Raw genomic sequence first — 25,763 nt, 5'->3', positions numbered from 1 at the left:
CGCTGACGCGTCGACGAGGAGGAGAACGACGTATGGCGGACCAGCTCGAGCCGGTGCTGGTGGTGATCCCGACCTACAACGAGCGGGACAACATCGAGTCGATCGTGGCCCGGCTGCACGCGGCCCTGCCGAAGGCGCACGTCCTCGTCGTCGACGACGGCAGCCCGGACGGCACCGGCGACGTCGCCGACGAGCTGGCGAAGAGCGACACCGAGGTGCGGGTGCACGTCTTGCACCGCGCGGAGAAGAACGGCCTCGGCGCGGCGTACGTGGCGGGGTTCCGGTGGGGCCTGGAGCGGGACTACGCCGTGCTGGTCGAGATGGACGCCGACGGCTCGCACGCCCCGGAGGACCTGCCCCGGATCCTCGACGCACTCACCGACGCCGACCTCGCGATCGGCTCCCGGTACGTGCCCGGCGGCAAGGTCGTGAACTGGCCGAAGCGGCGGTACTTCCTGTCGTGGGGCGCGAACGTCTACTCGCGGCTCGCGTTGGGCGCGAAGGTCAAGGACATCACCGGCGGGTTCCGCGCGTACCGGCGGGCGGCACTGGAGAAGATCCGCATCGACAATGTCGCGTCGCAGGGCTACTGCTTCCAGATCGATCTGGGCTGGCGGACGATCGAGGCCGGCTTCACGGTGGTCGAGGTGCCGATCACGTTCACCGAGCGGGTGCATGGCCAGTCGAAGATGTCCGGCGACATCATCCGCGAGGCGCTGATCCGAGTGACGAAGTGGGGCCTGCGGCGGCGGGGCACCCAGGTGCGTTCGCTGTTCGCCCGGCGGCCCGGATGAGCCACTGGGTCGAGGGGGAGTGGCTGTGGGGCGACGAGCTCGACGCCGTCGCCGCCGCGCCGCGCTCGCACCGAGTGGTGTTCGAGAACTCCCACGTGCGGGTGCTCGAGGTGACCCTCGACCCGGGCACGCACGAGCCGGAGCACACGCACCGCTGGCCGAGCGTGATGATGACCGACGGCCGAGCGCGGATCCGCTACTGCGTCGGCGACGAGGTGAGGTTCGAGTCGCCGGATCCGCTGCCGCCGCGGGCGGAGCTGACCGGTTCGTGGTGCCCGCCGGAGGGCCCGCACTCGGTGGAGAACATCGACACCGTCCCGATGCACGCGATCCGGGTCGAGTTCAAGGACGTTCTCCCCTGAGACGCCGAAAGCCACACCCGGAAATCCGGCGTGTGGCTTTCGGTGAGCCGCGGGAAGGCTCAGGCGGAGCGGCTGCGCCGCACCTTCAGCTCCTGCAACCGCTCGTCCAGCAGATCCTCGAGCTCGGGGATGCTCCGGCGCTCGAGCAGCATGTCCCAGTGCGTGCGCGGCGGCTTGACCTTCTTGGCCTCGGGCTCGGTACCGTCGATCAGCTTCGACACGGTGCCGTGCAGACGGCACTCCCACACCGCGGGGACCTCGGCGTCGTCCGAGAACGGGACCTCGAACTCGTGGTCCTTCGGGCACGCGTAGCGGATGGTGCGGCGTGGCGCGAGATCGTGGTTACGATCGGTCTCGTAGCTGACCGCGCCAAGTCGGCTTCCACGAAGTACACGGTCGGCCATCGCGACGTCCTTTCGTTAGGTTCGAGGCTCCCGGCTCGAACCAGGGTGGTGCTCACCAAGAGCAACGCCGGAGTGCGTGATTTCGTTCCCCGCGTGCCACACTCGGTTGCTCTGGGTGATCTTCTGCGAGCCCTGCTACTCAAGTTTCCACCGTGAAGACCGTGCTTAAACATGTTCGTGACGCAGCTGTCTCAGGATTGGGTCATGGGTCACCCATCCGGGGTAGACGGCTGCTCCTGATGGGCCCTTAGGCGAGACTGAGTTGTCCCTGCGCGGCCACAGTCGGGCCGAGATCGCCCAACCGGAAGTGTCGGCGGCACAGTACTTGGTAACGAACAGTAGTCGCCCCGGCGAGTTATGGTGACTCACGTTCCGTGTCGGCCACCAGCACGGTGTCGCCGGCGCGAATCACCTCGCCGTCGACCACGCGAGCGTTGAACCTGGCCGGCAGGCCACACCAGCACAGCACGTCCACCTGCACCGGCTCCAACTCGTCCGCGAGCTCGAACAGGCGGCGCGAGCCGGGAAACAGCTGGCTGCGGAAGTCCGTCGCGATCCCGAAGCAGTACACGTCGACCTGCACGTCGTCGGCGAGTTCGGCGAGCTGGTCGACCTGCTCCGGCGCGAGGAACTGCGCCTCGTCGACGATCAGGTAGTCGACCCGCACGCCCTCGGCCCACCGGGCCCGCACCATGTCGCGCAGGTCGACGCCCGCATGCACCTCGATGGCCGTGCGGGTGATACCGATCCGGCTCGTGATCTGGGCCTTGCCGGACCGGTCGTGGTGTACCAGCAGCAGCCCCTTGCGGCCCTGCCGCGACTGGTTGTGGTCGACCTGCAGCGCGAGCGTCGACTTCCCGCAGTCCATCGGCCCGTAGTAGAACCGCAGGTGCCCGATCACCGGCGCACCGCGCCGCGACCCGGAGGCGGGCACCGCGGACAGCGCGTCGGTCGGGTCGTCGAGAAGAGGCGGCATCGGTTCCACGAGCCGCCACCCTATCTACAGGACGGCTGGCTCGGAGTTGCCGACCGCCCGGATCGCCTTGCGGACCGGGAAGAAGGACATCAGCACCAGCCCGACCAGGAAGAAGATCACCAGCGAGATGATCGCCGGCCGGTACGATCCGGTGGCGCCCGCCATCGCGGCGAACACCACCGGCCCGGCGATCTCCCCGACCCGTTCCCCGATCTGGTAGACGGAGAAGTACTGCGCCTCCCGCCCGCGCGGGATCAGCTGGCTGTACAGGGACCGGGACAGGGCATTGGTTCCGCCGAGTACGATGCCGATGCCGACCGCGAGCCCGTAGAACTGGAGCTGCTGGCCGGCTTCGACGAAGTACGCGGCGGCGATGACCAGCATCCACACGGTGAGGCTGATCATGATCGTCCTCTTGGCGCCGAGCCGGCGGGCGACCATGCCGTGCAGCACGCCGCCGATGAACGCGATGAACTGGACGATGAGGATCGTGGTGATCAGGACGTCCTCGTCGAGCCGCAGCTCCTCGCGTCCGTACTGCGCCGAGACGCTCGCGACCGTGGTGATCCCGTCGGTGTAGATCAGGTAGATGCCGAGGAAGCCCAGCGTCAGCGGGAACGCGAGGGCCGCGCGGAAGGTCTGGCCGAGCTCGCGGAAGGCGCCGACGAGCACCGAGCCACCGCGCTCGTCGCCATGAGGCCGCTGGTGGGTACGGAGCCGGCGCAGCGGGATCAGGGTGAACCCGATCCACCACAGGCCGGACAGCGCGAACGCGATCTGCGCCGTGTTGGAGACGCTGAGCCCGAGGGTCTCGCGGAACTGGTAGATCATCAGCTGGATGAACAGCGCCACGCCGCCGCCGAGATAGCCGAACGCCCATCCGCGGGTGGACAGGCTGTCGCGTTCGTCGGCCGTCGAGATCTCGGGGATGAACGCGTAGTAGATGGCGACCGACGTGCCGTACCCGATGTTGCCGAGGATGAAGAACAACACGCCGAGTTCCCAGTTGCCGCCGCTCACCAGGGACATCAGCGCGGTGAACCCGGCGCCGCCGAAGGCGAAGATCGCCAGCATCCGCTTCTTGTGCTGGGTGCGGTCGGCGATCGCGCCGATCACCGGCACGATCAGGAGCTGGAGGAGCGCGGTCAGGGCGAGGAGGTAGCCCCACAGCGAGCCGGCCTGGAACGTCAGGCCGAACGCGTCGATCTGGCAGTTGACCAGGTTGCTGCCCTGACCGTCGGAGCCGATACAGGGGTTCGATCCGTTGCGCCCGGGGTCGGCCTTCGCCGCCTCGGCGGCGACGGCGACGAGGTACTGAGAGCCGAAGACGGTGACGACCGACGTCGGGAACACCGAGTTGGCCCAGTCGTACCAGACCCAGCCGCGCTGCTCGCGGCGTCGGTCGGGCGCGCTGCCGACCGCCTCTTGGTCGTCGACGACACTCACGACGACCCCTCGCAGGCTCGGTCTCGCCGCTCGCGGTCGCCCTGTGACATTGGTTCGCTCGCAAGCTCGCTCACGGAGTCCTCCATCCCGGAACCGGCACGCGGGGACCATAGCGGTCGGCCGACCATCGGTGATCGGCTCGCCCGAGCTGATGCCAAACGGTGCTCTACCGGCCCGGGCAATGTTCGGCGTGTCGCTACCGCATGGGACCGGAGAGATATGTGATTCTGAAGTGCTGGAAGTTGCTGTTGTGACTTCTGTGAAACGTGTTTACCGTCGGCAGGCATGAGCGGAAGACGCATGCTTGTCCGTGTCCTGCTGATCGCGGTCGCCGGCTTCGGCGTCCAGTACGCGCTGACCGGCGCCGCGGCGGCCGACCCGCCCGCCGGCGACTGGTCCCGGCTGCGCATGTGCGAGTCCAGCGGTCGCTACGACATCGTCGCCTCGCACGGCGGCTACTACGGCGCCTACCAGTTCGACCTGCCGACGTGGCGCAGCGTCGGCGGCAAGGGCTACCCACACCGGGCCAGCGCGCGCGAGCAGGACTACCGCGCGCTGTATCTCTACCGCATGCGCGGCTGGCAGCCGTGGACCTGCGCACGCAAGCTCGGCCTGCGCGAGGACGGGCACGCGCGCAGCAAGCGGGTGCCCACCTGGGCCGAGGCCGCGTACCTCGGCGGGGGCGGCCCGGCACCCGCACCGCCGGGCGGGACGCCCCCGTGGCCGGGCAAGGTCTACGCCTACGGCGACTGCGACCACGAGCTGCGCACCTGGCAGCTGCGGATGAACAGGTTCGGCTACGACTTCCAGGGCACCGGCTGCTACTACGCCGAGACCCGGGCGGCGGTGCTCGCCCTGCAGCGCGCCAACGGCATCAAGACCTCCGGCCTGCTCGGCCCGAAGACCTGGCGCGCCGCGTGGCACGGGCAGGCACCCGTCGGCTGACCGCACCGGACCGCCCGGCCGCTCACCGGTTCGAGCGCGCGTAGCGGCGGCCGAGCCAGACCGCGAACCCGACCGTCAGCGCACCGGCGAGCACCGCCACGGCCCACGGCAGCGACCGGCCCGGCTCGTCGACGGTCGCGCGGCTCCTCGGCTCGACCGCCGACGCCGGCTCGCTCGCGGACGCCGCACCGGACTCGGGCCCGGCGGCGGGTCCGGCCATCCTCGCGTCCGGTGCGCTCGGCGGGAAGGACGGCCTGACCGTGCCCCACTCGTACGGCGCACGCTGCTTCATCACGCTCGGCTCGACCTCCACCGAGCCCGGCACGGTCACCGTCGCGACGAGCATGTCCGGCATGATCTTCCCGTGCTTCGAGCCGATGGTCCACGTGCCCTCGTGCGGGAACACGACCTCCGCCGAGTAGTGGCCCGGCGTCCGCCCCGGCGTCCCGGCGAACTCCACCGCGTCGCCGCCCTTCTCAGTGGCCACGAGCGCGGTCGGGCCGAGGTCACCGCCCATGAACGGGTACGACCCGTGCTGGAGGACCCAGTAGCCGAACGTGTACGTCACGCCGGGCTCGATGCGCGGCGGCGTCGGGTCCAGCAACGTCTCCTCCCAGTTGCCCGCCCACGCGGGCGCGGCCATGAGCAGCCCCCCGGCCAACACGGTCACCAGCACCACGACGATTCTCCTCATGCCCTGACTACACCGTCGCGGACGCCGGAGTTCCGTGGAACCCCGGGCAGGCGGGCGGTGTAGCAGGGTTGGTAGAGGAGGACGCCCACGGACAGCGAGACGACCGACGGGACGACCGACGACGAGGCGGTGGCCCGGTCCCGCGCCGGCGAGCAGGACGCGTACGCGCTCCTGGTCGCGCGCTACGGCGCGCTCGCACACCGGACCGCCTACCTGCTCGGCGCCGGCGACGATGCCGAGGACGTCGTGCAGGAGGCGTTCGTGAAGGCGTACCGGGGGCTCGGCTCGTTCCGGGACGGGGCGCCCTTCCGACCCTGGCTGCTGCGGATCGTCGCCAACGAGACCAGCAACCTGCACCGCGGCAGGCGACGCCGCCTCGCGCTCGAGCTGCGGCTGGCCGAGTCCGACGTGACGGCCGCCGAGCCCGAGCGCGAGGCCGTCGCGGCGGACGCCCGCGCCCGCGTGCTGGCCGCCGTCAACGCGATGTCCTACCGGGACCGGCAGGTGCTGGCCTGCCGGTACTTCCTCGACCTGTCCGAGGCGGAGACCGCGGAGGTGCTCGCGTGGCCACGCGGCTCGGTGAAGTCCCGGCTGTCTCGGGCGATCGTCAAGCTGCGCCGCGTGCTGCCGGCCCGGCTCGTGGAGGAGGTGGCCAGTGACTGAGCCGGTGTCTGAGGAGGAGCGCATCGAGTCCGCCCTCCGCGAGCTCGGCGGGCGCCTCACGGTGCCCGCGCCGCCCGCGGACCTGGCCACCGCCGTCCTGGCACGGCTCGACGAACCGGCCCCGCACCCGCGGACCAGCCCGCGGACCCGTCCGCTGACCCGCCTGCTGCCGCGGATCGTCGCGGCCGCCGTGGCCCTGCTGCTGGCGCTCGCCGCCGCCATGGCCGTGTCGCCGACCGTGCGCGCCGCGGTATTCGACTTCCTGCGCATCGGCGGCGTCCAGATCCACTTCGAGCCGCCGCCGGCCGAGCCCACCACGACGACCGACACAACGACCGACACGGCGTTGCCGGGGGAGCGGGACCTGACGCTCGCCGAGGCGCGCGAAGCCGTCCGCTTCGACGTCACCGTGCCGACGCTGCTGGGCGACCCGGGGTCGGTGCGCGTGATCGACGACGCCCCGTCCGACGCCGACCCGCCACGCGTGGTGTCGCTGCGCTACGCGGGCGCGCGGCTGGACCAGTGCGCCGGCCGGATCTCGCCGATCTTCGAGAAGTTCACCCGTGCCGCGGATGTCGTGCGGACCCACGTCGGTGACGCCGTGGCGGTGTGGATCCCACGCCCGCATCCGATCCTCTACGTCGACGAGCACGGCCAAGTCCACGAGGAGTCCGCCCGCCTCGCCGCGCGCACCCTGATCTGGGAGGCGAACGGCGTGACCTACCGGCTCGAGGGCGACCTCACCCGCGAGCGGGCCGTGCTGATCGCCGAGTCCATGCGTTAGGCGGCCGCCCACAGGCCACGCTCGCGCAGCACGTCGCGCAGCACGCGGGGACGGTCGGTCATCAGGCCGTCCGCGCCCAGGTCGATCAGCTCGTGCATCTGGGCGGGCTCGTCGATCGTCCACACGTGCACCTCGATGCCGCGCCGCCGGGCCGCCGCGATCAGCCGCTTGTCCACGATCGTCAGCCGGCCGCGGCGGACCGGGACCTGCGCGATCCGCTGGGTGCCCCGCCGGCGGAGCACCCACGACGGCAGCCGGCCAGACGCCCACAGCCGCGCGATCGCCTGGGTGCCCATCGACGTCAGCAACCGGTCGCCCGCGCTGCGCCGCACCTTCGCCAGCCGCGCCTCGGAGAACGACGCCACGCACACCCGGTCGAACGCGTTCGACCGGCGCAGCGTGTCGATCAGCGGCTGGATCGCCGACTCCGCCTTCACGTCGATGTTCAGCAGCGCATCGGGCAGCTCCTCGAGCAGGTCCTCCAGCCGGCTCACCGGCTCGCGCCCGCCGATCTTGGCCCGGCTGACCACCGTCCACGGCAGGCGCGCCACGACGCCCCCGGCGTCGGTCGTGCGGTCCAGGACCGGGTCGTGGTGCACGACGACCACCCCGTCGCTGGTGGCGCGCACGTCGGTCTCCAGGTAGTGGTAGCCCTCGTCGACCGCGCGGCGGAACGCCGAGAGCGAGTTCTCCATTCCGGCCAGGTCGTCGTAGTGCCAGCCGCGATGGACGAACGCGCGGGGGTAGGGCCCGGAGAAGAATGCATGGTCCTGCACGCTCCGAGTCTGCCTCGCGATGGGCGTGCGCGGCGTGGCGGGTGGGTGCACGATCGGCGGCGAGATAACGTCTGGCACATGGCCCAGCGACCCGTTGCTCCGTACGGCCCATGATGCCCACACCGGAACGGATCAAATCTCGGACCGATTCCAAACACTGCGGATGGTGTGGATTGCGGTTGCCGGACGTCGGCCGGGTGGGTCGACCGCGCCGGTACTGCTCACAATCCTGCAGGCAGCGGGCTTACGAGCGCCGCACGGCCGTTCAGCGCGGTGGTCTGCCGGAGGACGCCGTCGTACTATCGGCCGCCGAGCTGACGGATTTGCAGGACCGGCTGTTCCAGCTACGCTGCGCAGCCGAGGATGTGGTCACGGCAGCGGAAGACGGGGCCGCGCCCACAGAGCTGAAGGACCTGGCGACGCAGGTGGTACGCAGCGCTCACGGGCTGGAGCGGCTGCGCTGAGGTGGGTACGTCGTCTACCCTTTCGCGCACAGTTGCCGAATCAACAAACGAGGCGTCGGGATGAACACCGAGAGCACGGTAGGCGCCGATGTACTGGCTGCCGTGCTCGATTGTGCGGACATGGCCTTCGCCGTCACCGACCCGCGCGGCCGCGTCCGCTGGCTGAACAAGCCGATGGCCGAGCTGCTCGACCTCACCGCCGAGCAGGCCGCGAACCGTTCCTTACCCGCCCTGATCGCCGGCATCCCCACCGAGCCCACGACCGAGGGCGTGATGATCTCCCTGGCCACGGGGGAGGGGGAGCACCACTGGCTCGAGGTCCGCTGCACCGAGCTGCCCGGTGACCGCCTGCTGTACCGGGTGGCCGACGTCAGCCGCTGGCGCGAGCTCAGCGTCGACCCCAAGCACCGCGGCAAGTGGCAGACCGAGCTCGTCCGCCTCGCCGACGAGGACCCGCTGACCGGCCTGCTGAACCGCCGCGCCCTGACCCGTGCCCTGGAGCGCCGGCTGGCCATCGGCGGCAGCGGCGTTCTGCTCGTCCTCGACCTGGACAACTTCAAGGACATCAACGACCTGCGCGGCCACCCGGCGGGGGACCGGGTGATGTGCATGCTCGCCGACGTGCTGCGCGACCGCCTCGGCAACCAGCACGCGCTCGGGCGGCTCGGCGGCGACGAGTTCGCCGTCGTGCTCGCCGACACCGACGAGGACGCCGCGGTCGAGATCGCCGACAAGCTGCGCCACGCCGTCGCCTCGGTCCCGCTCTCCGGCAGCGGCGGCACCCGGACCACGCTCAGCGCCGGCGTCGCCCAGTTCCGCGCCGGCGACAGCTGGCAGGCCGTGCTCGCCAACGCCGACCTGGCGCTGCACGCGTCGAAGTCCGCCGGCCGCAACAGGGTCACGGTGTACGAGCACGGCCACTACACCGACACCGCGCTGCGGGTCACCGTGCTGGACCGGGTCCGCGATGCGCTCGCCAACGGCGGGCTCGCCCTGCACGCGATGCCGATGGTGAAGCTCGGCAGCAACCGCGTCGTCGGCCACGAGCTGCTGCTGCGCCTGGAAGACGGCCGCGAGCCGTACCTCGGGCCGGGGGAGTTCCTACCCGCGGTCGAGAGCGGCGACCTCGTGTTCGACATCGACCGCTGGGTGGTGGGCACCGCGATCGACACGCTCGTCGCCCACCCGTACCCGGGCCTGCGGTTCAACGTCAACGTGTCCGGCCGGACACTGGAGGACGAGGACTTCGGCGACTTCGTCCTCGGCCGGATCGCCGCCGCCGGTGTCGCGCCGGGCCGGCTGGGGTTCGAGATCACCGAGACCGCCGCGGTGACGAACCTGGAGGCAGCGCGCACGCTCGCACAGCGGCTCCGCGCCAGCGGCTGCCGGATCTCGCTGGACGACTTCGGCGCCGGCTTCGGCTCGTTCGTCCACTTGAAACAGTTGCCGATCACCGGGGTGAAGATCGACGGCCAGTTCGTCCGCGGCATCGACTACGGCAGCCGGGACACCGTGCTGGTACAGGGAATCGTCGACATCGCGCGCGGGCTCGGCATCTCCGTGGTGGCCGAGTGGGTCGAGCGCGCGAGCCAGGTCGACGCGCTGGCCCGGCTCGGTGTCCGCGTCGCGCAGGGCTTCCACCTCGGCAAGCCGGAACCGCTGACCGACCTGCTGTCGCGCCCGCACGCGTCGTGGGTGCGCCGGCCGCGGCTGATCCCGCCGGTGGCCGAGGAACGCCTGTCGGAGAACCGCAGCTGACGCGCGACAAGCCGGACTCAACCGTCAGTTGAGGGCCGCGCGCGACCATGGGAGGACGATTCTCACCGAGCCAGTGGCGGTGCGCGTATGTCCCAGTCTGTTGCGAAGAACGACGCCAGCGCGGAGATCAGCGGTCTGCAGATCTGCATCCAGAACACGGACGCGCAGATCGATGCGGCCCTCGACGCGAACGACCGGCGTGCGTTCCGGGTCTGGTGCCTGCGTCGTGCATCGCTGCTCGCCCGCGTGGAGCGCGTCCTCGTCGAAGCGGCGCAGGCCGCCTGACCACCGCAGTTACGTCACTTGACGAAAATGGACCTGACGCGTCGATAGCGGTGCTGCTCGGAATGGGCCTTTCCTCGACGCGGAGTTGATCGAGCTTCGCCTGCCATGTCGTCCGGTCGGTGACTTGCGGCAGCGGACGATAGCTCGGTGCGGTTTCTGTCATGCGCCGCATCTTGTGTGCCCAATGGCGCCGGCGCGATGGAGTTCTCGCACCAAACGAGACTCCCACCCACTAGTTCGATAATCTACATTATGTCAACTAACTAGTCGGTGGCCCTCTCCCGCAGGATGTCGAGGTAGTGCTGGTTGTACATGAAGCCCAGCATGTTGCCGAACGGGTCCACCACCGACGCCGTGACGAAGCCGTCGCCCCGCGTCGTGATCGGCTGGTGTTCCGTGGCGCCCAGGGCGAGCAACCTGTCGAGCGTCGCCCGCACGTCGTCCACCGCCCAGTAGATCACCTCGCCGGCCGGCTTCTCCGTCGGATGCGGCTGGTACGCCCGCTGGACGATGCCGAGCTCGTCGCTGTAGTCCCCGATGCGGAACTCGATATATCCGCCCGGCACCTCGAAGTACGCGTCGACGCCCAGGAGCTCGGCGTACCACTTCCGGGCGGCGTCCAGGTCGTCGGCGAAGTAGTTGACGGTCGCGAAGCCTCGCAGCATTGGCCTGTCCCTTCCTCGATCTGATGGCTCTGATGTCGTTGCCTGGAACCAGCATCCACGTCAAAGTGCTCACCAACCGAGCACTTTGACTGCGAGCATGTGCGGCATGCGTGCGGACCGCCTCGTGGCCACCCTGTTGCTCATGCAGTCGCGTGGCCGGGTCACCGCCGCGGAGGTCGCCGCGGAGCTCGAGGTGTCCGTGGCCACGGCTCGCCGCGACCTGGAGGCCTTGTCCGCCGCCGGCATCCCGGTCTACCCGCAACCCGGCCGCCGCGGTGGCTGGTCGCTCGTCGGCGGCGCCCGCACTGACCTCAGTGGACTGACCGCCACCGAGGCGCGGGCGCTGTTCCTGCTCGTCGGTCCGGCGGCCGCGGTCGCCCCGGACGCCAAGGCGGCGCTGCGCAAGCTCGTACGCGCGCTCCCCCAGACCTTCCGTGCGGACGCCGAGGCGGCCGCCGGCGCCGTCGTGATCGACCCGGTGCGCTGGGGTGGGCAGGGCCGCGAGCGGCCGACGACGGTCGAGCTGCTGCAGCGCGCGGTGGTCGCGCGGCGGAAGGTCCGGTTCGCCTACCGGAGCCGGAGTCGGGACCGCACCGAGCGGGTCGTCGACCCGTGGGGCCTCGTCGACAAGGACGACGTCTGGTACCTCGTCGCCGGCACCGAGCGCGGCCGGCGCACCTTCCGCGTCGACCGCATCGACGAGGCGGTCCTCACCGGTGAGGAGGCCGGCCGGCCGGACGACTTCGAGCTCGCCGAGGCGTGGGACGAGGTCGTCACCGAGGTCGAGCGGCGCCGCTCCCCCGTGTCGGCCGTCGTGCTGATCGAACACCGGTTCGTGCACGTTCTCGAGCGGCAGTTCGGCCGGCACTGCGAGGTGCTCGGCGAGGAGCGTGGTGGGCGCGTCCGCGTCCTGCTGGCCGCGCACCTGCCGCTGTCGATCGCCGAGCGGATCGCCGGCTGGGGTGCGACGATCGAGGTGGTCGACTCGCCGGCGGTCGAGGCGGAGCTGGCGCGGATCGGCGCGGAACTCGTTGCCAGATATGGACAAGTCGATACGTAGACAAGTCGCCGTGGCGTCTTATGCGCCGTGCCAGGACCGCCACAGCCGTTCGTACGCTCCCCCGGCGCCGACGAGCTCGTCGTGGCTGCCGAGCTCGGTGATCCGACCGCCGGCCATGACCGCGACGCGGTCGGCGTAGTGCGCGGTGTGCAGCCGGTGCGCGATGGCGATCACCGTGCGTCCGGCGAGGACCGCACCCATCGCGCGCTCGGCGTGCCGGGCGGTGGCTGGGTCGAGCAGCGCGGTGGCCTCGTCGAGGATCACCGTGTGCGGGTCGGCGAGCACCACTCGAGCGAGCGCGAGCTGCTGGGCCTGGGCGGCGTCGAGCGCGACACCGCCCGCGCCGAGCTCGGTGCCGAGGCCGGCGGGCAGCTCACCCACCCACTCGGCGTCGACGGCGACGAGCGCGGCGAGCAGGTCGGTGTCGGTGGCGGTGGGCGCCGCGATCGCGAGGTTGTCCCGCACGGTGCCGATGAACACGTGGTGCTCCTGGGTGACCAGGACGATCCGGCGGCGCAGCTCTTCGGGCGGCAGGCCGGCCACCGGCACGCCCCCGACCGTCACCGCGCCCGTGCGGGGCGCGTCGACGCCGGCGAGCAGCCGGCCGAGCGTGGACTTGCCGGCGCCGGACGGGCCGACGATCGCGAGCCGCTCCCCCGGCACCACGTCGAGGTCGACGTCGTGCAGGACATCGCGGTGTCCGGGTTGGTCGGTGGCTTGGTCGGTGGTGCTGTGGTAGGCGTAGCTGACGCCGCGGACCTCGATGCGGTCGTCGCGCGGGTGGCCGCCGGCGCCAGGCCCCTCGCCGGCCGTGGACGCGGCGGCACCGACGCCCTTGAGGCGGGCCATTGAGGCGCTGCTGCGCTGGAGGTTCTCGATCCACATCAGCACGCGGTTGAGCGGTTCGACGAGCTGCATCGTGTAGAGCGCCGCCGAGACCACCGCGCCGAGGCTGGTGAGGCCGCCGGTGTAGAGCAGTCCACCGACGACGAGGACGACACCGGTCGACACGACGTAGGAGAAGTCGATCTGCGGAAACAGCACGCTGCGCAGGTAGAGGGTGTACACGCGGGTGCGGTACGCCTCGGCCACCCGCCGGTCGCCGGCCCGCACGCGGCGGCGTTGCAGGCCGAACGCCTCGACCGTGCGGGCACCGTCCGCGGTGGCGGCGAGCGTCTCGGACATCTCGGAGTTGGCCGCGCCCTCGGCGAGGTAGGCGTCGCGGGCGCGACGCAGGTACCAGCGGGCGGCGAGCCAGAGCCCGCTGATGCCGGTCAGCGCGCTGAGCCCGAGCAGCGGGTCGAGCACGAACACGGCGCCGAGGATGAACACGGTCTGCAGGGTGCCGACGAACACCTCGGGTGCCGCGTCGCGCAGGGCGCCGCCGACGACGGCGATGTCGCCGGTGGTGCGGGCCATGAGGTCGCCCGTGCCGGCGCGCTCCACGACCGAGGTCGGCAGCGCGAGCGTGCGGTCGACGAACTCCTCACGCAGCCGGGCCAGCGCGCGCTCGGCGAAGCGGTGGGCCAGGTAGTGGGCGAAGCGGGTGAGCAGCACCTGGGCGACCGCGAAGCCGACGATCGCGAGCGCCAGCAGGTCCACTGTGGACACGGCGGGCCGGCCGCCCTCCACGTGGTTGACGATGCGGCCGATCAGCCAGGGCGGGGCGAGTCCGGCCGCGGCGGCGAGGGAGTTGGTCAGCAGCACGAGGACGGTGCCGCGCCTGTCGGTGGTGACGAGCTCGCGGTTGGCGCGCCGTACCGCGGCCCGGTCGGCGATGGGCAGCCGCCAGCCGTGTTCGGTCGGGATCACGGGTGCCCGCGCGCGTGCCGTCACACCAGCTCCTCCTCGCTGCCGCGGTACGCGAGGGACCGGTAGCCGGGCTCGGTGGCGAGGAGGTCGGTATGGCTGCCGGTGGCGACGACCCGGCCGTCGGAGAGGAAGGCGACGCGGTCGGCGCGATCGAGCAGCAACGGGGAGGTGCCGATGACGACCGTGGCCCGGCCGCGGCGGGCCTCGCGCAGCCGGTCGGCGATGACCGACTCGGTGTGCGCGTCGACCGCGGAGGTCGGCTCGACGAGGATCAGCACCTCGGGGTCGGCGAGCAGGGCGCGGGTCAGCCGCAGCCGCTGGCGCTGGCCGCCGGAGAGGTCCCGGCCCTGCGCCTCGACGTAGGAGGCGAGCTCGTCCGGCAGGCCGGTGACGATGTCGGCCGCGGCGGCGGTGTGGACGGCGGCGTGGATCTCGCGGTCGTCGTGGTCGCGTTCGGTGGCGACCGCGTCACGCAGCGGGCCGGCGAACAGGTAGGCGTCGTTGTCGGCCACGAGGATGCGGCGGCGGACCTCGTCGACGGGCATGGCGGCGAGGGGGCGGCCGTCCCAGGTGGTGTCGGAGTCGACGTAGTGGCCGAGCCGGTCGACCACGGCGAGCGCGTCGGCCGGCGCGGCGGCGGCGACCGCGAGCAGCTCGCTCGGGTGCACGGTGAGCCCGGACCGGGGGTCGTGGAGGTCGGCGGGCCGGGGCGGGCAGGGAGTGGTGGCGCGGTCGGGAACGGTGGGCCGGAGGTTGAGCACGCGGACCACGCGGCGCGCGGCGACGAGCCCGCGGTTGATGTCCTGCGCGCCCTCGATCAGGAAGTACACGGGGGTGGCGAGCACCGCGACGTAGCCGTACACCGCGACCATCTCGCCGACGGTGATCTCGCCGGCCGCCGTCATGCGGGCGGCGAGCCAGGTGACGGTGGCGAGGAAGAGGGCGGGCAGGCCGATCGTGACGGCCTCGATCCAGCTGGCGACCGCGCCGACCCGGTAGCCCTCCTCGCGCAGCTCGCGGGACTCGCGGTGGTAGCGCCGCGCGAACCGGTCCTTGCCGCCGATGCCGCACAGCACCCGTAGGCCCGCGACCATGTCGCCGGCGCGGGCGGCGAGTGCGCCCTGCTGCTCGCGGTAGGCGGTCTCGGCGTCGCGCATCCGGTTCAGCAGCGGGCCGAGGGAGACCAGCAGGGTGGGCACGCCGAGCAGGACGACGAGCGCGATCAGCGGGGAGATGCCGACGAGCAGCACGGCCACCGCGGCGTAGGAGACGACCGCGCCCACGCCGGGGCCGGTGCTGGTCATCGTGCGCATGATGCGGTCGAGGTCGGCGGCGCCGATGGAGACGACCTCACCGGTGCTGACCCGGCGCGGCAGCTCGGCACCGACGCGGACGGCATGGCGGACCACGACCTGGACGGTGCGCAAGCCGGCGTCGAGCCGGACGAAGGTCATCGTGCGGTGGCGCAGGATCCCGATCACGGAGTTGGCCATCCCGGCGGCGAGGATCAGGCCGACCCAGAGCCAGAGGGTGGACAGGTCGCGTGCGCGCAGCCCGTCGTCGATGGCGTGGGCGATCAGGTACGGCGGGACGACGAGGCCGAGCATCCAGGAGCTGCCGAACAGCATGCCGAGGCACACCCGGCCAGGTTGCTTTCTCACCAACCACAACAGATAGCGGAGCCCGCCCCGAGCGTCCGGAACGCCGGGATCGGCGTAGGGGACCTTGAGGCGCATGTCCCAACCCTATGGATTCCCTCGGGCGCGTCGTAATTCATTAACCGGGCCAACCGTTCGCTTGTAGCGTCACGGGGATTCGGAGGGCGATCGCCGAACGCGGCGAGGAGCGGCCGGGTGGGCATGAGAGTCTGGAGTGGATGCAGACGCAGCGCTGCTCGGCACTGGCCGAGGAGATCGGGGAGCCGCTGGCCGGGACCGCGGCCATGGCACGGTCCTGGTTGTGTCTGGAGCAGCCCGGTCCGTGGGGTCGCGACGCGCTGTCGGCGAGCCACCTCGACCCCGGCGTGTCCCGTGAGCTCGCCGCGCTCGCGGCGGGCACCGGGGTGCGGATCCTGTTGATCCGGCGGCCGGGCAGCCACCCCGACCGGCACCGCCCGGTCCCCCGGCACGTGTACCTGGCGCACACTGGGCCGGGCAACACGTGGCTCGAGCGGACGGTGGTCGGCGACCCGAAGGCCTTGCTGGACCTGGACTTCACCCGGGCCGGTGCGGGCGAGCCGGGGTTGCTCGGCGAGCGCGTGCCCGACCCGATGCTGCTGGTGTGCACGAACGGCAGGCGGGACGTGTGCTGCGCGCTGCGGGGCCGGCCGGTCGCCGCCGCGCTGGCGGGGTCGCACGGTGAGGCGGTGTGGGAGTGCACGCACCTCGGCGGGCACCGCTTCTCCCCCACCGCCCTGCTGCTGCCGACCGGGTACGCGTACGGCCGGCTCAACGTCGCGGCCGGTGGCCGGCTGCTCACCGGGACGGGGGTGGTGACCGGCGACTGCCGGGGCCGCTCCACGTGGCCGCCGGCCGGGCAGGTCGCGGAGCTGGCGGTGCGGGAACGGGTCGGCGACCCGGATCCGGACGCGCTGCGCGTGACGGCGGTCGAGGCGGGCGGGGACGGGTGGCTCGTGACCGTGGCGCATCGCGGCGCGCGGTGGCGGGTCACGGTGGCCGAGCGTGAGGTCTCGCCCGCGCGGCCGGCGAGCTGCGCGGCGGCGCCGACCCCGGCGATCGGCCTGGAGGTGCGCAGCATGCACCGGACCCGCGCGGGGCGCTAGGTTCCCAGCGCCTCGTCGAGGTCGGCGAGTACGCGGGACTTCGGGCGGGCGCCGACGAACGTGCGGATCGGCTCGCCGTCGCGGAACAGGATCATCGTGGGCAGCGACAGGACGTGGTAGGCGATCGCGGTCCGCTGGTTCTCGTCGGAGTTGATCTTGCGGATGGCGAGCCGGTCGGCGCGTTCCTCGGCGATCTCGGCGAGTACGGGCTCGATCATCCGGCAAGGCGGGCACCAGGCGGCCCAGAAGTCGACCAGCACGGGCCTGTCGCTGCGCAGGACCTCCTCGGCGAACGTGTCGTCGGTGATCGCGTGGAGGCCGGTCATGAGAGTTCCGCCTCCCCGGAATTCACTGTGTTGGTTACGTTAGGGGACGGAGGGTTCTGCCTGGTCACGTACCTGTGGCTGGCTTGCGTCACGTTCCCCTGAGGTGCGGGTGCGAGGCCCTCGGCCTGATTCGATCTTGAGGTTGACACAAGGGGTGTCATGTCAGCTCCTTGGTCGGGTGGGCGACCGTGCACGGGTCAGCGGTGAAGCCCGGACCGTCGTGGTGGCGGGCGAGCGCGTCGGCGAGCTTGTCGTGCAGCTCGGCGCGGACGGTGGAGAGCCGCTCGAGGCAGGCGTCCACCTCAGCGAGCTTGCGCCGGTACACCTGGATCGAGCCCTCGCAGGCGTCGCCCGCGGAGTGCCCGGCCCGCAGGCACTCGACGAACGGCCGGGTGTCGTCGAGCGTGAGCCCGACGGTCTGCAGCGTCCGGATCTCGGTGACCAGCCGCAGGTCGTCCTCGTCGTACTCGCGGTAGCCGTTAGCCGACCGCTGCGCCGTCAACAGCCCCTGGGACTCATAGAACCGCAGCGCGCGGGTGGTGGTGCCCGCGCGCCGGGCGAGCTCGCCGATTCGCATGCACCCGAGCGTAAACATTCCCGCGCGCGTCAAGGCAAACCTCGGCGGCACGACCCGGCGCGCCGGGCGGTCACATCGGCCAGAAGGGGCGCACCTCGACCATGCCGAGCTTGGCCATCGGGTGGCGCGCGGCGATCTCGATGGCCTCGTCCAGGTCGGCGCACTCGATGATGTCGAACCCGCCCATCTGCTCCTTGGTCTCTGCGAACGGCCCGTCGGTCACCAGTGTCTCGCCGGCTCGCACCCGGACGGTCGTCGCGTCGCCGGCCGGGCGCACCCGGTCGCCGGTCAGGTGGACGCCGCGCCGGTTCAGCTCGTCGACCCACGGCTGGGCGTCCAGCTCCTCGGGCGTGTGGTCGGCGGGGTCGAACGGCCCCTCGGTGCAGATCAGCAGCAGGTACTTCACGTCGTCCTCCTCTGTTCGGCGACACCCGACCGACGAACGGGACCGGTCCATATCTACGCCTTTCGCAAAAGACCGGCGCCCCGCGGGTGGCGGGGCGCCGGCCTTGGCGTCGGAGGACGGGTCAGTAACGCGGCGGTTCATCGGACAGCTCGGTCGACTCCGGCGGGCGGCCGGGCGGCTGCGGCGGGGTCTGCGGTGACTGGACGGGCTTGGGCTCCTGCACCGCCGGCGTCTCGGGCTCCGGCGACGGCGGTGTCACGTCGGGCATGGGAGCCGGTGCCGCGATGGCCCCCGAGATGACCGGGCGGACCGGTCCGGCCGCTGACGTGAGCGGGCTCGGCACCTCCTGGCGGGCGACCGCCTCCGCGGCCCGCACCGCCTCGGCGACCTGCGGGTCGGTCGAGGTGTCGAACCAGCTCTTGATCTCCTCCTCGTCCTCTTCCTTGTACGACGGCGGCTCGTAGGCCGGCGGCTCGTAGCGGAACACGCCGTCGTCGCCGGGTGCGCCCAGTGCCTTGGCAAAGCCCTCGAGGGCCTTGCCGAAGTCGTTGGGCAGCATCCACACCTTGTTGGCGTCGCCCTGCGCCATCTGCGGCAGCGTCTGCAGGTACTGGTAGGCCAGCACCTCGGGGGTCGGCTTGCCGGCCTTGATCGCGTCGAACACCTTCTCGATCGCCTTCGCCTGGCCCTGCGCCTGCAGGTAGCGGGCGGCGCGCTCACCTTGGGCGCGCAGGATCCGGGACTGCCGCTCGCCCTCGGACGCGAGGATGGCCGCCTGCTTGGCGCCCTCGGCCGAGAGGATCTGGCTCTGCTTCTGGCCTTCCGCGGTCTTGATCGCCGCCTCGCGGGTACCTTCCGCGGTGAGGATCATGGCGCGCTTCTCCCGGTCGGCGCGCATCTGCTTCTCCATCGAGTCCTGAATGGACGGTGGTGGGTCGATCGCCTTGAGCTCCACGCGAGCGACCCGGATGCCCCACCGGCCGGTGGCCTCGTCGAGCACGCCGCGCAGCTGACCGTTGATCGAGTCGCGCGAGGTGAGGGTCTCCTCCAGGCTCATGCCACCGACGACGTTGCGCAGCGTCGTCGTGGTCAGCTGCTCCACACCGATGATGTAGTCGGAGATCTCGTAGACCGCGTCGCGCGGCTGAGTGACCTGGAAGTACACGACGGTGTCGATCGACACGGTCAGGTTGTCCTGGGTGATCACCGGCTGCGGCGGGAACGAGACGACCTGCTCGCGGCGGTCGATCCGGGCCCGTACCCGGTCCAGGAAGGGCACCAGGAAGTTCAGGCCGGGCTCGGCCGTCGACTTGTATCTCCCGAGCCGTTCGACCACCGCGGACTGCGCCTGCGGGATCACCAGGATGGACTTCACCACGATCGTGAGTACGAACAGGACCACGACCACGACGATGATGACGATGGTCAACGTGCCTCCACTCCGGCTCGGGTTGGCGCTTCCTGGTCGGCGCCCACGAAGTAGATCACAAGATCGTCCCGAACCTGGTCATGCGGGCGTCGCGTCCCCGGAGAAAGTTGGACGCGATCATCGGACTGCCGCCCCGCCGGCCACCTCTCTCAATCGGAGTCCGCCAGCACCACGGCGGTGGCCCCGGCGATCTCCACGATCGTCACCGACTCGCCCGGCGCGATCTCCGTGTTGTCGCCGAACGCGCGGGCCGACCACATCTCGCCGTCGAGCTTCACCTGGCCGCCGTGCTCGTTGACCGTCGACACCGCGACGGCCTTGCGGCCGATGAGCGCATCCGCGTTCGTATGCACGATGTCCCCGTGCAGGCGGCGCTTGAGCCACGGTCTGGCGAAGGTCACGAGTCCGATCGACACGACGGCGAACACGCCCGCTGCGACGATCGTGTTGTCGAAGATCCAGTCGGCGCCCGCACCGAGCAGGGCCCCGATACCGACCATCAGCAGGAAGAAGTCTCCGGACAGGACCTCGGCGGCGATCAGCGCGATGCCCCCGATGAGCCATAGCAGCGCGGCCATGCCCCCCATGATCTCAGATTTTGGGCGGTATGGTCACTACTCTTCACCGATGGTGACGAAGTCGATGAGTCGCTCCACGGCGCCGATCAGCGGGGTCTCCAGGTCCTTGTAGCTGCGTACCCGGGCCAGGACCCGGCGCCAGCCGTCGGCCGGGTCGCCCCAGCCCAGCGCCTCGCAGACGCCCTCCTTCCACGGCACGCCACGGGGAACCACCGGCCACGCGCCGATCCCCACCGACGCCGGCCGCACCGCCTGCCAGACATCTACGTACGGGTGCCCGGTGACCAGCACGTTCGGGTCGCGAAGCTCGGCGACGGTCCGGGACTCCTTGCTGCCGGCCACGAGGTGGTCGACGAGCACGCCGAGCCGCCGGCCGGGCCCGGTGCCGAACTCGGCCACCCGCCCGGGCAGGTCGTCGATCCCGTGCAGCGGTTCGACCACGACGCCCTCGACGCGAAGGTCGTGCCCCCACACGCGTTCCACAAGCTCCGCGTCGTGGATGCCCTCCACCCACAGCCGGCTGTCCCGGGCGGTCCGGGCGGTGCGCCCCTCGACGCGGACCGATCCGGACGCGGACACCGTGGCGCCCCTGGCCGGCGTCGCGGGCGGCCGGGTCAGCGTCACGGGCTTGCCGTCGATGAGGAAACCGGCCGGTGTCAACGGGAACAGGCGGTGGCGGCCGTGCCGGTCCTCCAGCACCACGTGCCCGTTCTCGAACCGGGTCACCGCACCGCAGAAGCCGCTCGCGGGGTCCTCGACGACGAGCCCCGGCTCGGCGACCACCTCGGGCACCGCACGCCGGTTCTGCCCGCGGGACAGGACGTCCCCGCCATAACGGTCGTAGCGCACGGCCGCGACCCTATCGACCCTCCGGGTGAAAACTTCGGCACCGACCCGTCGGAGTGTCGGTCCCCCGGACGACGATGGGAGTGTGACGCACCCGCAGGCGCGGCCCGATCCGGCGTTCGGGCTGCTGAAGCTGTACGACGAGGCGCTGCCGCACGTCTACGGCTACCTGCTGACCCGCTGCCGCGACCCCGGGCTGGCCGAGGACCTGACCGCGGAGTCGTTCCTCGCCGCCGTGCACGCGGTCCGCAAACCCGGCGCGCCCGACGTGTCGATCCCATGGCTGATCGGTGTGGCCCGGCACAAGCTGGCCGACCACTGGCGCCGCGTCGAGCGGGAGCAACGTGGGCTGCGACTGCTGGACGGTGAGCCGGAGCGGATCGAGGACCCGTGGGACGCGACGGTGGACACGATCCGCGCCCATGAGGTGCTCGGTCGGCTCGGCCCACACCACCGCGCCGCGCTCACGTTGCGGTATCTCGACGGGCTGCCGGTGCTCGAGGTGGCCCGGCACCTGGACCGCACCGTGCACGCCACCGAGGCGCTGCTGGTGCGGGCACGCGCCGCGTTCCGCCGGATCTACGAGGGAGAGGAGGGCTCGCGATGACACGTCAACCGACGGATCCGTTCGAGGCGCTGCGCGAGCCCGTCACGCCGGTCGATCCCAACCCCGACTTCGCCGGGCGGCTGCGGCTGCGGCTGACCCGGGAGGTCTTCGCACAACCAGGAGGAATCATGTCCGAGCAGACTGTCGCCCAACGGGTCGAGCGGGAGCCGGCCTGGGGCCCCACGCTGGAGCCCTACATCGTCGTGGCCGACGCGCGGCGCGCGCTCGCCTGGTACGTCGAGGTGCTCGGCGGGGAGCAGCGCGGTGAGCCCTATACCAACGCCGACGGCACCATCGGGCACGCCGAGGTCGGGCTCGGCGACGCCGTGCTGATGCTCTCCGAGCCCTCCGACCTCTGGCCCGACGTGCCCGTGCGCGCGCCGGACTCGCCGATGCACAGCCACACCCTGCACCTGCAGGTGGACGACGTGGACGCGACCACCGAGCGAGCGCGGCGGCGGGGCGCGGCCGTGGAGCGGGAGCCGACCGACCAGCCCTACGGTCGCGGCTCGGTCATCGTGGACCCGTTCGGCCACCGCTGGATGCTGCTGCGGCCGCCGGCCTCGGCCACCCGGTTCCGGCAGGGCGACATCGCCCACGTGACGATGGTGGCCCCCGATGCCGTGCGGGCGAAGGACTTCTACGAGGCGGTGCTGCGGGTGCCGTTCGCCCCGGGCGGCACGGCGGGCGCGTGGGGCACTGAGGCGACCAACCCGCCGTTGGGCATGTGGTCGCCGCCGGACGCCGCGCCGCAGGTGCAGCTCTGCTTCCGGGTCGACGACATCGCCGCGGCCGTCGAGCGGGTCCGTGCCGCGGGCGGCAGTGCGGCCGAGGTGGAGCGCAAGCCGTACGGCCTGCTGGTCGAGTGCGACGACGACCAGGGCTTCCACTTTCAGCTCTGGCAGCCGTCCGACTGACGCGTCACGTGCGGCCGGCGGCGCGACCGAACAGCCCGGCCAGCACCCGGACCTGCTCGACGAGTTCGGGCGGCGAGAGCACCTCGAACTCGAAGCCGAGCTGGGCGACGTGCACGGGGAAGTCGGCCAGCGTCGGGCCGCCGACGTGCAGCAGGCAGCTGTCCTCGTCGACCGCCTCGACCAGTCCGGACGCCGGGGTCACCCGCTCGGCCGCGAGGTGCGCGGGCGCGTGCAGGCGGATCGTCGCCCGGTAGCGGTAGGGCGCCGAGGAGATCGCGCGCGAGATGTAGCCGGCGACGTCGCGCTCCGGCGGCTCGCGCGGCGGGAACCGCGGGCCGGGCGCCGGCGTGCCCGCGATCCGGTCCACGCGGAACGTGCGCCAGTCCGCCGCCTCGCGGTCCCAGGCGAGCAGGTACCAGCGGCGGCCGGTACAGGCGAGGCGGACCGGCTCGACCAGCCGCCGGGTGTGCGTGCCGTCGGCGCTGGTGTACCGCAGCCGCAGCGACTCGCGGTCCCGGCACGCGGTGGCCAGCGACGTCAGGAGGGCGGCGTCGACCGTCGGGCCCCGGCCCGCGAGCGACACGGTGGTGGAGCCGAGCGCGTTCACCCGGCGCCGCAGCCGCGACGGCAGGATCTGCTCGAGCTTCGCGAGCGCCCGCACGGACGTCTCCTCGATGCCGGCGATCGTGCCGGTCGCCGCGGTGCGCAGGCCCACCGCGACCGCCACCGCCTCGTCGTCGTCGAGCAACAGCGGCGGCATCGCGGCGCCGGCCTCGAGCCGGTAGCCCCCGGCCGCGCCCGGGGTGGACGTGACCGGGTAGCCGAGGTCGCGCAGCCGGTCGACGTCGCGTCGCACGGTCCGTAGCGTCACGTCGAGCCGCGACGCGAGCTCGTTGCCGGTCCAGTCGCGTCTGGCCTGCATCAGCGACAGCAGTCGCAGCAGCCTTGCGGAGGTCTCCAACACGTCCGGAATTCTCGCAGGCATCGATGACCGAATCTGTCACCAATGCCCGTTAGCGTCCGGACCATGACGAACATCGAGATCCGCCCCTTCCACATCCGTGTCCCGCAGGCCGACCTGGACGACCTCGACCGCCGGCTCGCGGCCACCCGCTGGCCCGACGAGCTGCCCGGCGTCGAGTGGAGCTACGGCGTTCCGCTCGGCTACCTCCGGGAGCTCGCCGAGTACTGGCGCACCGGCTTCGACTGGCGCGCACAGGAGAAGCAGCTGAACGACCTGCCGCAGTCCGTCACCGAGCTCGACGGGACGACCGTCCACTTCGTACACGTCCGCTCCCCCGAGCCGGACGCGCTGCCGCTGGTACTGACCCACGGCTGGCCGGGCTCGTTCATCGAGTTCCTCGACGTGATCGGCCCGCTCACCGACCCGGTCGCACACGGCGGCTCGGCCGCGGACGCCTTCCACCTCGTCATCCCGTCGCTGCCCGGCTTCGCCTTCTCCGGGCCAACGCGCGAGACCGGCTGGCACACCCAGCGCATCGCACGGGCGTGGGCCGAGCTAATGGCACGCCTGGGCTACGACCGCTACGCCGCGCAGGGCGGCGACTTCGGCGCGCTGGTCTCGCCCGACCTCGGCCGGGTCGACCCCGAGCACGTGGTCGGCGTGCACGTCAACGCTGCCACGGTCGGCTTCATCCCGTTCGGTGACGTCGACGAGTCCTCGCTGACGGAGGTCGAGAAGGCCCGCTGGGCGCGCCAGCAGGCGTTCCAGCGCGACGGCAACGCCTACTTCCAGGTACAGGCCACCCGCCCGCAGACGATCGCGTACTCGCTCACCGACTCCCCGGTCGGTCAGCTCGCGTGGATCGTGGAGAAGTTCAAGGAGTGGACGCACCCGGCGGACGCGCCGCCCGAGGCGTCGATCGACCGTGACCGGATGCTGGCCAACGTGATGCTGTACTGGCTGACCGGCACCGCCGGCTCCGCCGCGCGGATCTACTACGAGAACGTGCACGGCGGCGCGTGGCCGTACCGCACCGAGGTGCCGACCGGCGTGGCCGCGTTCGCCGAAGACATCCCGATCCGGCGGTACGCCGAGGAGACCAACACGATCACGCACTGGACCGACTTCGACACCGGCGGGCACTTCGCCGCGATGGAGGTCCCCGACCTGCTGGTCGCGGACATGCGAGAGTTCTTCCGGAGCCTGCGCTGAGGGAGGGCCGTGACCGTGGCGGAACTGAGCCTGCGAGCGATCAACAGGGCGACACTCGCCCGCCAGCTGCTCGTCGAGCGCGATCCCCGCGGCGCCGAGGCCGCGATCGAGCACCTGGTCGGCATGCAGGCACAGGCACCGTTCCCGCCGTACACAGGCTTGTGGACCCGGCTGTCCGGCTTCCGGCCGGAACACCTCGCCGACGCACTGCTCGAGCGGCGGGTGGTGCGCATCGTCCTCATGCGCGGCACCGTGCACCTGGTCACGGCCGCCGACGCCGCGTTCCTGCGCCCGCTCGTACAGGTGATCATGGACCGCGACCTGCGGACCAACACGCTGCATGCGGGGAGCCTGCACGCCGTGGACGTCGCCGAGGTCGCCGGCGCTGCCCGGCAGGTGCTCGAGGAGCGGGCGTGCACCGCGAAGGAGCTGGGCGCGGCCCTGGCGCGGGGGTGGCCGGACGTCCCGCCCGGCTCGCTCGCGCACGTCGCCCGCGGGCTGCTGCCGCTCGTGCAGATACCGCCGCGCGCGGTGTGGGGCCGGTCCGGCCAGGCGAGGTACCGCACGGCCGAGCACTGGCTGGGCCGTCCGCTGGACCCGGCACCGGATCCGGCCCGGCTGGTGCGGCGGTACCTCGCCGCGTTCGGACCCGCGGCGGTGGCCGACGTCCAGACGTGGTCCGGCCTCACCCGGCTGCGTGAGGTGGTCGAGCCGCTGCGGCCCTCGCTGCGTGTCTTCACCGACCCGGGCGGCCGGGAGCTGTTCGACCTGCCGGACGCGCCACGGCCCGCGCCCGACCTGCCGGTGCCGGTCGGCTTCCTGCCCGAGTTCGACAACCTCCTGCTCTCCCACGCCGACCGGAGCCGGGTCATGAGCGAGGAGCACCGCAAGCGGCTCTTCGGTGTGAAGAACGGCGTGTTCCCGGGAACGTTCCTGGTGGACGGTTTCGTCTGCGGCGAGTGGCGCATCACCAGGGCACGGAAGGCAGCGACCCTGACGATCACCCCATGGGCCAAGGTGTCAAAGACGGACACCACGGCGCTAACCAGGGAGGGCGCCCGCCTGCTCGAGTTCGCCGCCGCCGACACGGAAACCCGAACCGTGGCGGTGTCCACCTAACCTCGCGAGTCCAACGCCCAGGACCCGCGAGTCCAACATTCGGAACACGCGTGTTCGACACTCGAATGTCGACACGCGGCCGGTACGTTCGACTCGCCGGTCTCGAACGTTG

At 71.7% G+C, this 25,763-nt stretch carries 28 protein-coding genes and 1 pseudogene; 14 read left to right on the top strand and 15 right to left on the bottom strand.

Going from position 1 to position 25,763, the window contains the following annotated elements; all coding sequences use genetic code 11:
* Positions 1-32 precede the first annotated feature (32 nt).
* Together ACRDTB_RS20420 and ACRDTB_RS20415 are read left to right on the top strand one after the other, a co-directional pair.
* Positions 33-794 carry a polyprenol monophosphomannose synthase gene (locus ACRDTB_RS20420; RefSeq protein ID WP_431432530.1) on the top strand — a complete coding sequence of 254 codons (762 nt, stop codon included), beginning with the start codon at positions 33-35 and terminating at the stop codon, positions 792-794.
* Entirely contained in the window at positions 791-1,156 is a 366-nt protein-coding gene (locus ACRDTB_RS20415) for a hypothetical protein (protein ID WP_431432528.1), read from the top strand. Before ACRDTB_RS20420 ends, ACRDTB_RS20415 begins: the two co-directional genes overlap by 4 nt.
* 59 nt (positions 1,157-1,215) lie before the next feature.
* On the opposite strand, the gene ACRDTB_RS20410 is transcribed toward ACRDTB_RS20415, so the two are convergent.
* The 3 genes and pseudogenes from ACRDTB_RS20410 to ACRDTB_RS20400 form a co-directional block, all read right to left on the bottom strand.
* Positions 1,216-1,560 carry an RNA polymerase-binding protein RbpA gene (locus tag ACRDTB_RS20410; protein WP_431432527.1) on the bottom strand — a complete coding sequence of 115 codons (345 nt, stop codon included), beginning with the start codon at positions 1,558-1,560 and terminating at the stop codon, positions 1,216-1,218.
* Positions 1,561-1,807: 247 nt separating this feature from the next.
* Positions 1,808-2,536: pseudogene (locus tag ACRDTB_RS20405) on the bottom strand (thymidine kinase).
* Between the two features lie 24 nt (positions 2,537-2,560).
* The gene (locus ACRDTB_RS20400; RefSeq protein WP_431432525.1) at positions 2,561-3,982 is read right to left on the bottom strand and encodes an MFS transporter; all 1,422 of its coding nucleotides are present in this window, start codon (positions 3,980-3,982) and stop codon (positions 2,561-2,563) included.
* Positions 3,983-4,282: 300 nt separating this feature from the next.
* Between ACRDTB_RS20400 and ACRDTB_RS20395 the strand changes: the two genes are divergently transcribed.
* The gene (locus ACRDTB_RS20395) at positions 4,283-4,927 is read left to right on the top strand and encodes a transglycosylase family protein (protein ID WP_431432523.1); all 645 of its coding nucleotides are present in this window, start codon (positions 4,283-4,285) and stop codon (positions 4,925-4,927) included.
* Positions 4,928-4,949: 22 nt separating this feature from the next.
* Here ACRDTB_RS20395 and ACRDTB_RS20390 read toward each other — a convergent pair whose 3' ends face one another.
* Positions 4,950-5,621 carry a hypothetical protein gene (locus tag ACRDTB_RS20390; RefSeq protein WP_431432522.1) on the bottom strand — a complete coding sequence of 224 codons (672 nt, stop codon included), beginning with the start codon at positions 5,619-5,621 and terminating at the stop codon, positions 4,950-4,952.
* 129 nt (positions 5,622-5,750) lie between these two features.
* Here ACRDTB_RS20390 and ACRDTB_RS20385 point away from each other — a divergent pair, with 129 nt between their 5' ends.
* Together ACRDTB_RS20385 and ACRDTB_RS20380 are read left to right on the top strand one after the other, a co-directional pair.
* The gene (locus ACRDTB_RS20385) at positions 5,751-6,284 is read left to right on the top strand and encodes an RNA polymerase sigma factor (protein WP_431432520.1); all 534 of its coding nucleotides are present in this window, start codon (positions 5,751-5,753) and stop codon (positions 6,282-6,284) included.
* Positions 6,277-7,068, top strand: coding sequence for a hypothetical protein (locus ACRDTB_RS20380; protein WP_431432518.1), 792 nt, complete (start codon positions 6,277-6,279; stop codon positions 7,066-7,068). Before ACRDTB_RS20385 ends, ACRDTB_RS20380 begins: the two co-directional genes overlap by 8 nt.
* Here ACRDTB_RS20380 and ACRDTB_RS20375 read toward each other — a convergent pair.
* Positions 7,065-7,844 (bottom strand): glycerophosphodiester phosphodiesterase family protein, encoded by a 780-nt coding sequence (locus tag ACRDTB_RS20375; RefSeq protein WP_431432516.1) that lies wholly within the window; start codon positions 7,842-7,844, stop codon positions 7,065-7,067. The two genes, ACRDTB_RS20380 and ACRDTB_RS20375, sit on opposite strands and share 4 nt — an antisense overlap.
* A gap of 113 nt (positions 7,845-7,957) precedes the next feature.
* Between ACRDTB_RS20375 and ACRDTB_RS20370 the strand changes: the two genes are divergently transcribed.
* From ACRDTB_RS20370 to ACRDTB_RS20360, 3 genes are all read left to right on the top strand, one after another.
* Complete coding sequence (locus tag ACRDTB_RS20370) at positions 7,958-8,308, top strand: hypothetical protein (protein ID WP_431432560.1); 351 nt, start codon at positions 7,958-7,960, stop codon at positions 8,306-8,308.
* A gap of 60 nt (positions 8,309-8,368) precedes the next feature.
* The gene (locus ACRDTB_RS20365) at positions 8,369-10,066 is read left to right on the top strand and encodes a putative bifunctional diguanylate cyclase/phosphodiesterase (protein WP_431432514.1); all 1,698 of its coding nucleotides are present in this window, start codon (positions 8,369-8,371) and stop codon (positions 10,064-10,066) included.
* An 87-nt stretch (positions 10,067-10,153) separates the two neighbouring features.
* Positions 10,154-10,351 carry a hypothetical protein gene (locus ACRDTB_RS20360; protein WP_431432512.1) on the top strand — a complete coding sequence of 66 codons (198 nt, stop codon included), beginning with the start codon at positions 10,154-10,156 and terminating at the stop codon, positions 10,349-10,351.
* A gap of 263 nt (positions 10,352-10,614) precedes the next feature.
* Here the strand turns inward: ACRDTB_RS20360 and ACRDTB_RS20355 are convergent, their stop codons facing one another.
* Entirely contained in the window at positions 10,615-11,016 is a 402-nt protein-coding gene (locus ACRDTB_RS20355) for a VOC family protein (RefSeq protein WP_431432511.1), read from the bottom strand.
* Positions 11,017-11,122: 106 nt separating this feature from the next.
* Between ACRDTB_RS20355 and ACRDTB_RS20350 the strand changes: the two genes are divergently transcribed.
* A complete protein-coding gene (locus ACRDTB_RS20350; protein ID WP_431432509.1) occupies positions 11,123-12,076 on the top strand; it encodes a helix-turn-helix transcriptional regulator in 954 nt (317 codons plus the stop codon).
* A gap of 18 nt (positions 12,077-12,094) precedes the next feature.
* On the opposite strand, the gene ACRDTB_RS20345 is transcribed toward ACRDTB_RS20350, so the two are convergent.
* Together ACRDTB_RS20345 and ACRDTB_RS20340 are read right to left on the bottom strand one after the other, a co-directional pair.
* On the bottom strand, positions 12,095-13,912 hold the full coding sequence (locus ACRDTB_RS20345) for an ABC transporter ATP-binding protein (RefSeq protein WP_431432507.1): 1,818 nt from the start codon (positions 13,910-13,912) through the stop codon (positions 12,095-12,097).
* Complete coding sequence (locus ACRDTB_RS20340; RefSeq protein WP_431432505.1) at positions 13,909-15,624, bottom strand: ABC transporter ATP-binding protein; 1,716 nt, start codon at positions 15,622-15,624, stop codon at positions 13,909-13,911. The genes ACRDTB_RS20345 and ACRDTB_RS20340 overlap by 4 nt, the downstream gene beginning before the upstream one ends.
* A 140-nt stretch (positions 15,625-15,764) precedes the next feature.
* Here ACRDTB_RS20340 and ACRDTB_RS20335 point away from each other — a divergent pair, with 140 nt between their 5' ends.
* Positions 15,765-16,670: a sucrase ferredoxin gene (locus tag ACRDTB_RS20335; RefSeq protein ID WP_431432503.1), complete on the top strand. Its 906-nt coding sequence runs from the start codon at positions 15,765-15,767 to the stop codon at positions 16,668-16,670.
* Here the strand turns inward: ACRDTB_RS20335 and trxA are convergent.
* The 6 genes from trxA to ACRDTB_RS20305 form a co-directional block, all read right to left on the bottom strand.
* A complete protein-coding gene (gene trxA, locus ACRDTB_RS20330) occupies positions 16,667-16,996 on the bottom strand; it encodes a thioredoxin (RefSeq protein WP_431432501.1) in 330 nt (109 codons plus the stop codon). The two genes, ACRDTB_RS20335 and trxA, sit on opposite strands and share 4 nt — an antisense overlap.
* A 157-nt stretch (positions 16,997-17,153) precedes the next feature.
* A complete protein-coding gene (locus ACRDTB_RS20325; protein ID WP_431432499.1) occupies positions 17,154-17,573 on the bottom strand; it encodes a MerR family transcriptional regulator in 420 nt (139 codons plus the stop codon).
* Positions 17,574-17,643: 70 nt separating this feature from the next.
* Entirely contained in the window at positions 17,644-17,979 is a 336-nt protein-coding gene (locus ACRDTB_RS20320; protein ID WP_431432497.1) for a YciI family protein, read from the bottom strand.
* A 121-nt stretch (positions 17,980-18,100) separates the two neighbouring features.
* Positions 18,101-19,402: an SPFH domain-containing protein gene (locus tag ACRDTB_RS20315; protein WP_431432558.1), complete on the bottom strand. Its 1,302-nt coding sequence runs from the start codon at positions 19,400-19,402 to the stop codon at positions 18,101-18,103.
* A gap of 155 nt (positions 19,403-19,557) precedes the next feature.
* Positions 19,558-19,986: an NfeD family protein gene (locus tag ACRDTB_RS20310; protein ID WP_431432496.1), complete on the bottom strand. Its 429-nt coding sequence runs from the start codon at positions 19,984-19,986 to the stop codon at positions 19,558-19,560.
* 36 nt (positions 19,987-20,022) lie between these two features.
* Positions 20,023-20,835, bottom strand: a complete 813-nt coding sequence (locus ACRDTB_RS20305) for a DUF3097 domain-containing protein (protein WP_431432494.1) — start codon at positions 20,833-20,835, stop codon at positions 20,023-20,025.
* 82 nt (positions 20,836-20,917) lie between these two features.
* On the opposite strand from ACRDTB_RS20305, the gene ACRDTB_RS20300 reads away from it, so the two are divergent.
* Together ACRDTB_RS20300 and ACRDTB_RS20295 are read left to right on the top strand one after the other, a co-directional pair.
* Positions 20,918-21,439, top strand: a complete 522-nt coding sequence (locus ACRDTB_RS20300; RefSeq protein ID WP_431432492.1) for an RNA polymerase sigma factor — start codon at positions 20,918-20,920, stop codon at positions 21,437-21,439.
* Positions 21,436-22,356: a VOC family protein gene (locus ACRDTB_RS20295; protein WP_431432490.1), complete on the top strand. Its 921-nt coding sequence runs from the start codon at positions 21,436-21,438 to the stop codon at positions 22,354-22,356. Before ACRDTB_RS20300 ends, ACRDTB_RS20295 begins: the two co-directional genes overlap by 4 nt.
* A 4-nt stretch (positions 22,357-22,360) precedes the next feature.
* Here ACRDTB_RS20295 and ACRDTB_RS20290 read toward each other — a convergent pair whose 3' ends face one another.
* Entirely contained in the window at positions 22,361-23,320 is a 960-nt protein-coding gene (locus ACRDTB_RS20290) for a helix-turn-helix transcriptional regulator (protein ID WP_431432489.1), read from the bottom strand.
* 63 nt (positions 23,321-23,383) lie between these two features.
* Here ACRDTB_RS20290 and ACRDTB_RS20285 point away from each other — a divergent pair, with 63 nt between their 5' ends.
* Positions 23,384-24,532 carry an epoxide hydrolase family protein gene (locus tag ACRDTB_RS20285; protein WP_431432487.1) on the top strand — a complete coding sequence of 383 codons (1,149 nt, stop codon included), beginning with the start codon at positions 23,384-23,386 and terminating at the stop codon, positions 24,530-24,532.
* 9 nt (positions 24,533-24,541) lie between these two features.
* Positions 24,542-25,651, top strand: coding sequence for a winged helix DNA-binding domain-containing protein (locus ACRDTB_RS20280; protein WP_431432485.1), 1,110 nt, complete (start codon positions 24,542-24,544; stop codon positions 25,649-25,651).
* The last annotated feature ends 112 nt before the right edge of the window (positions 25,652-25,763 follow it).

Source organism: Actinophytocola sp. (assembly GCF_050699935.1).
Classification (GTDB): domain Bacteria; phylum Actinomycetota; class Actinomycetes; order Mycobacteriales; family Pseudonocardiaceae; genus Actinophytocola.
The sequence above is the reverse complement of the archived record's forward strand: the minus strand, read 5'-3'. Positions and strand labels throughout refer to the sequence as shown.

Excerpts from the sequence above, each read along its gene's own strand:
- ACRDTB_RS20420 (WP_431432530.1), top strand. The coding sequence starts at position 33 with ATGGCGGACCAGCTCGAGCCGGTGCTGGTGGTGATCCCGACCTACAAC.
- ACRDTB_RS20415 (WP_431432528.1), top strand. The coding sequence starts at position 791 with ATGAGCCACTGGGTCGAGGGGGAGTGGCTGTGGGGCGACGAGCTCGAC.
- ACRDTB_RS20410 (WP_431432527.1), bottom strand. The coding sequence starts at position 1,560 with ATGGCCGACCGTGTACTTCGTGGAAGCCGACTTGGCGCGGTCAGCTAC.
- ACRDTB_RS20395 (WP_431432523.1), top strand. The coding sequence starts at position 4,283 with ATGCTTGTCCGTGTCCTGCTGATCGCGGTCGCCGGCTTCGGCGTCCAG.
- ACRDTB_RS20390 (WP_431432522.1), bottom strand. The coding sequence starts at position 5,621 with ATGAGGAGAATCGTCGTGGTGCTGGTGACCGTGTTGGCCGGGGGGCTG.
- ACRDTB_RS20370 (WP_431432560.1), top strand. The coding sequence starts at position 7,958 with ATGCCCACACCGGAACGGATCAAATCTCGGACCGATTCCAAACACTGC.
- ACRDTB_RS20365 (WP_431432514.1), top strand. The coding sequence starts at position 8,369 with ATGAACACCGAGAGCACGGTAGGCGCCGATGTACTGGCTGCCGTGCTC.
- ACRDTB_RS20360 (WP_431432512.1), top strand. The coding sequence starts at position 10,154 with ATGTCCCAGTCTGTTGCGAAGAACGACGCCAGCGCGGAGATCAGCGGT.
- ACRDTB_RS20355 (WP_431432511.1), bottom strand. The coding sequence starts at position 11,016 with ATGCTGCGAGGCTTCGCGACCGTCAACTACTTCGCCGACGACCTGGAC.
- ACRDTB_RS20350 (WP_431432509.1), top strand. The coding sequence starts at position 11,123 with ATGCGTGCGGACCGCCTCGTGGCCACCCTGTTGCTCATGCAGTCGCGT.
- ACRDTB_RS20340 (WP_431432505.1), bottom strand. The coding sequence starts at position 15,624 with ATGCGCCTCAAGGTCCCCTACGCCGATCCCGGCGTTCCGGACGCTCGG.
- ACRDTB_RS20335 (WP_431432503.1), top strand. The coding sequence starts at position 15,765 with ATGCAGACGCAGCGCTGCTCGGCACTGGCCGAGGAGATCGGGGAGCCG.
- trxA (WP_431432501.1), bottom strand. The coding sequence starts at position 16,996 with ATGACCGGCCTCCACGCGATCACCGACGACACGTTCGCCGAGGAGGTC.
- ACRDTB_RS20325 (WP_431432499.1), bottom strand. The coding sequence starts at position 17,573 with ATGCGAATCGGCGAGCTCGCCCGGCGCGCGGGCACCACCACCCGCGCG.
- ACRDTB_RS20310 (WP_431432496.1), bottom strand. The coding sequence starts at position 19,986 with ATGGCCGCGCTGCTATGGCTCATCGGGGGCATCGCGCTGATCGCCGCC.
- ACRDTB_RS20295 (WP_431432490.1), top strand. The coding sequence starts at position 21,436 with ATGACACGTCAACCGACGGATCCGTTCGAGGCGCTGCGCGAGCCCGTC.
- ACRDTB_RS20285 (WP_431432487.1), top strand. The coding sequence starts at position 23,384 with ATGACGAACATCGAGATCCGCCCCTTCCACATCCGTGTCCCGCAGGCC.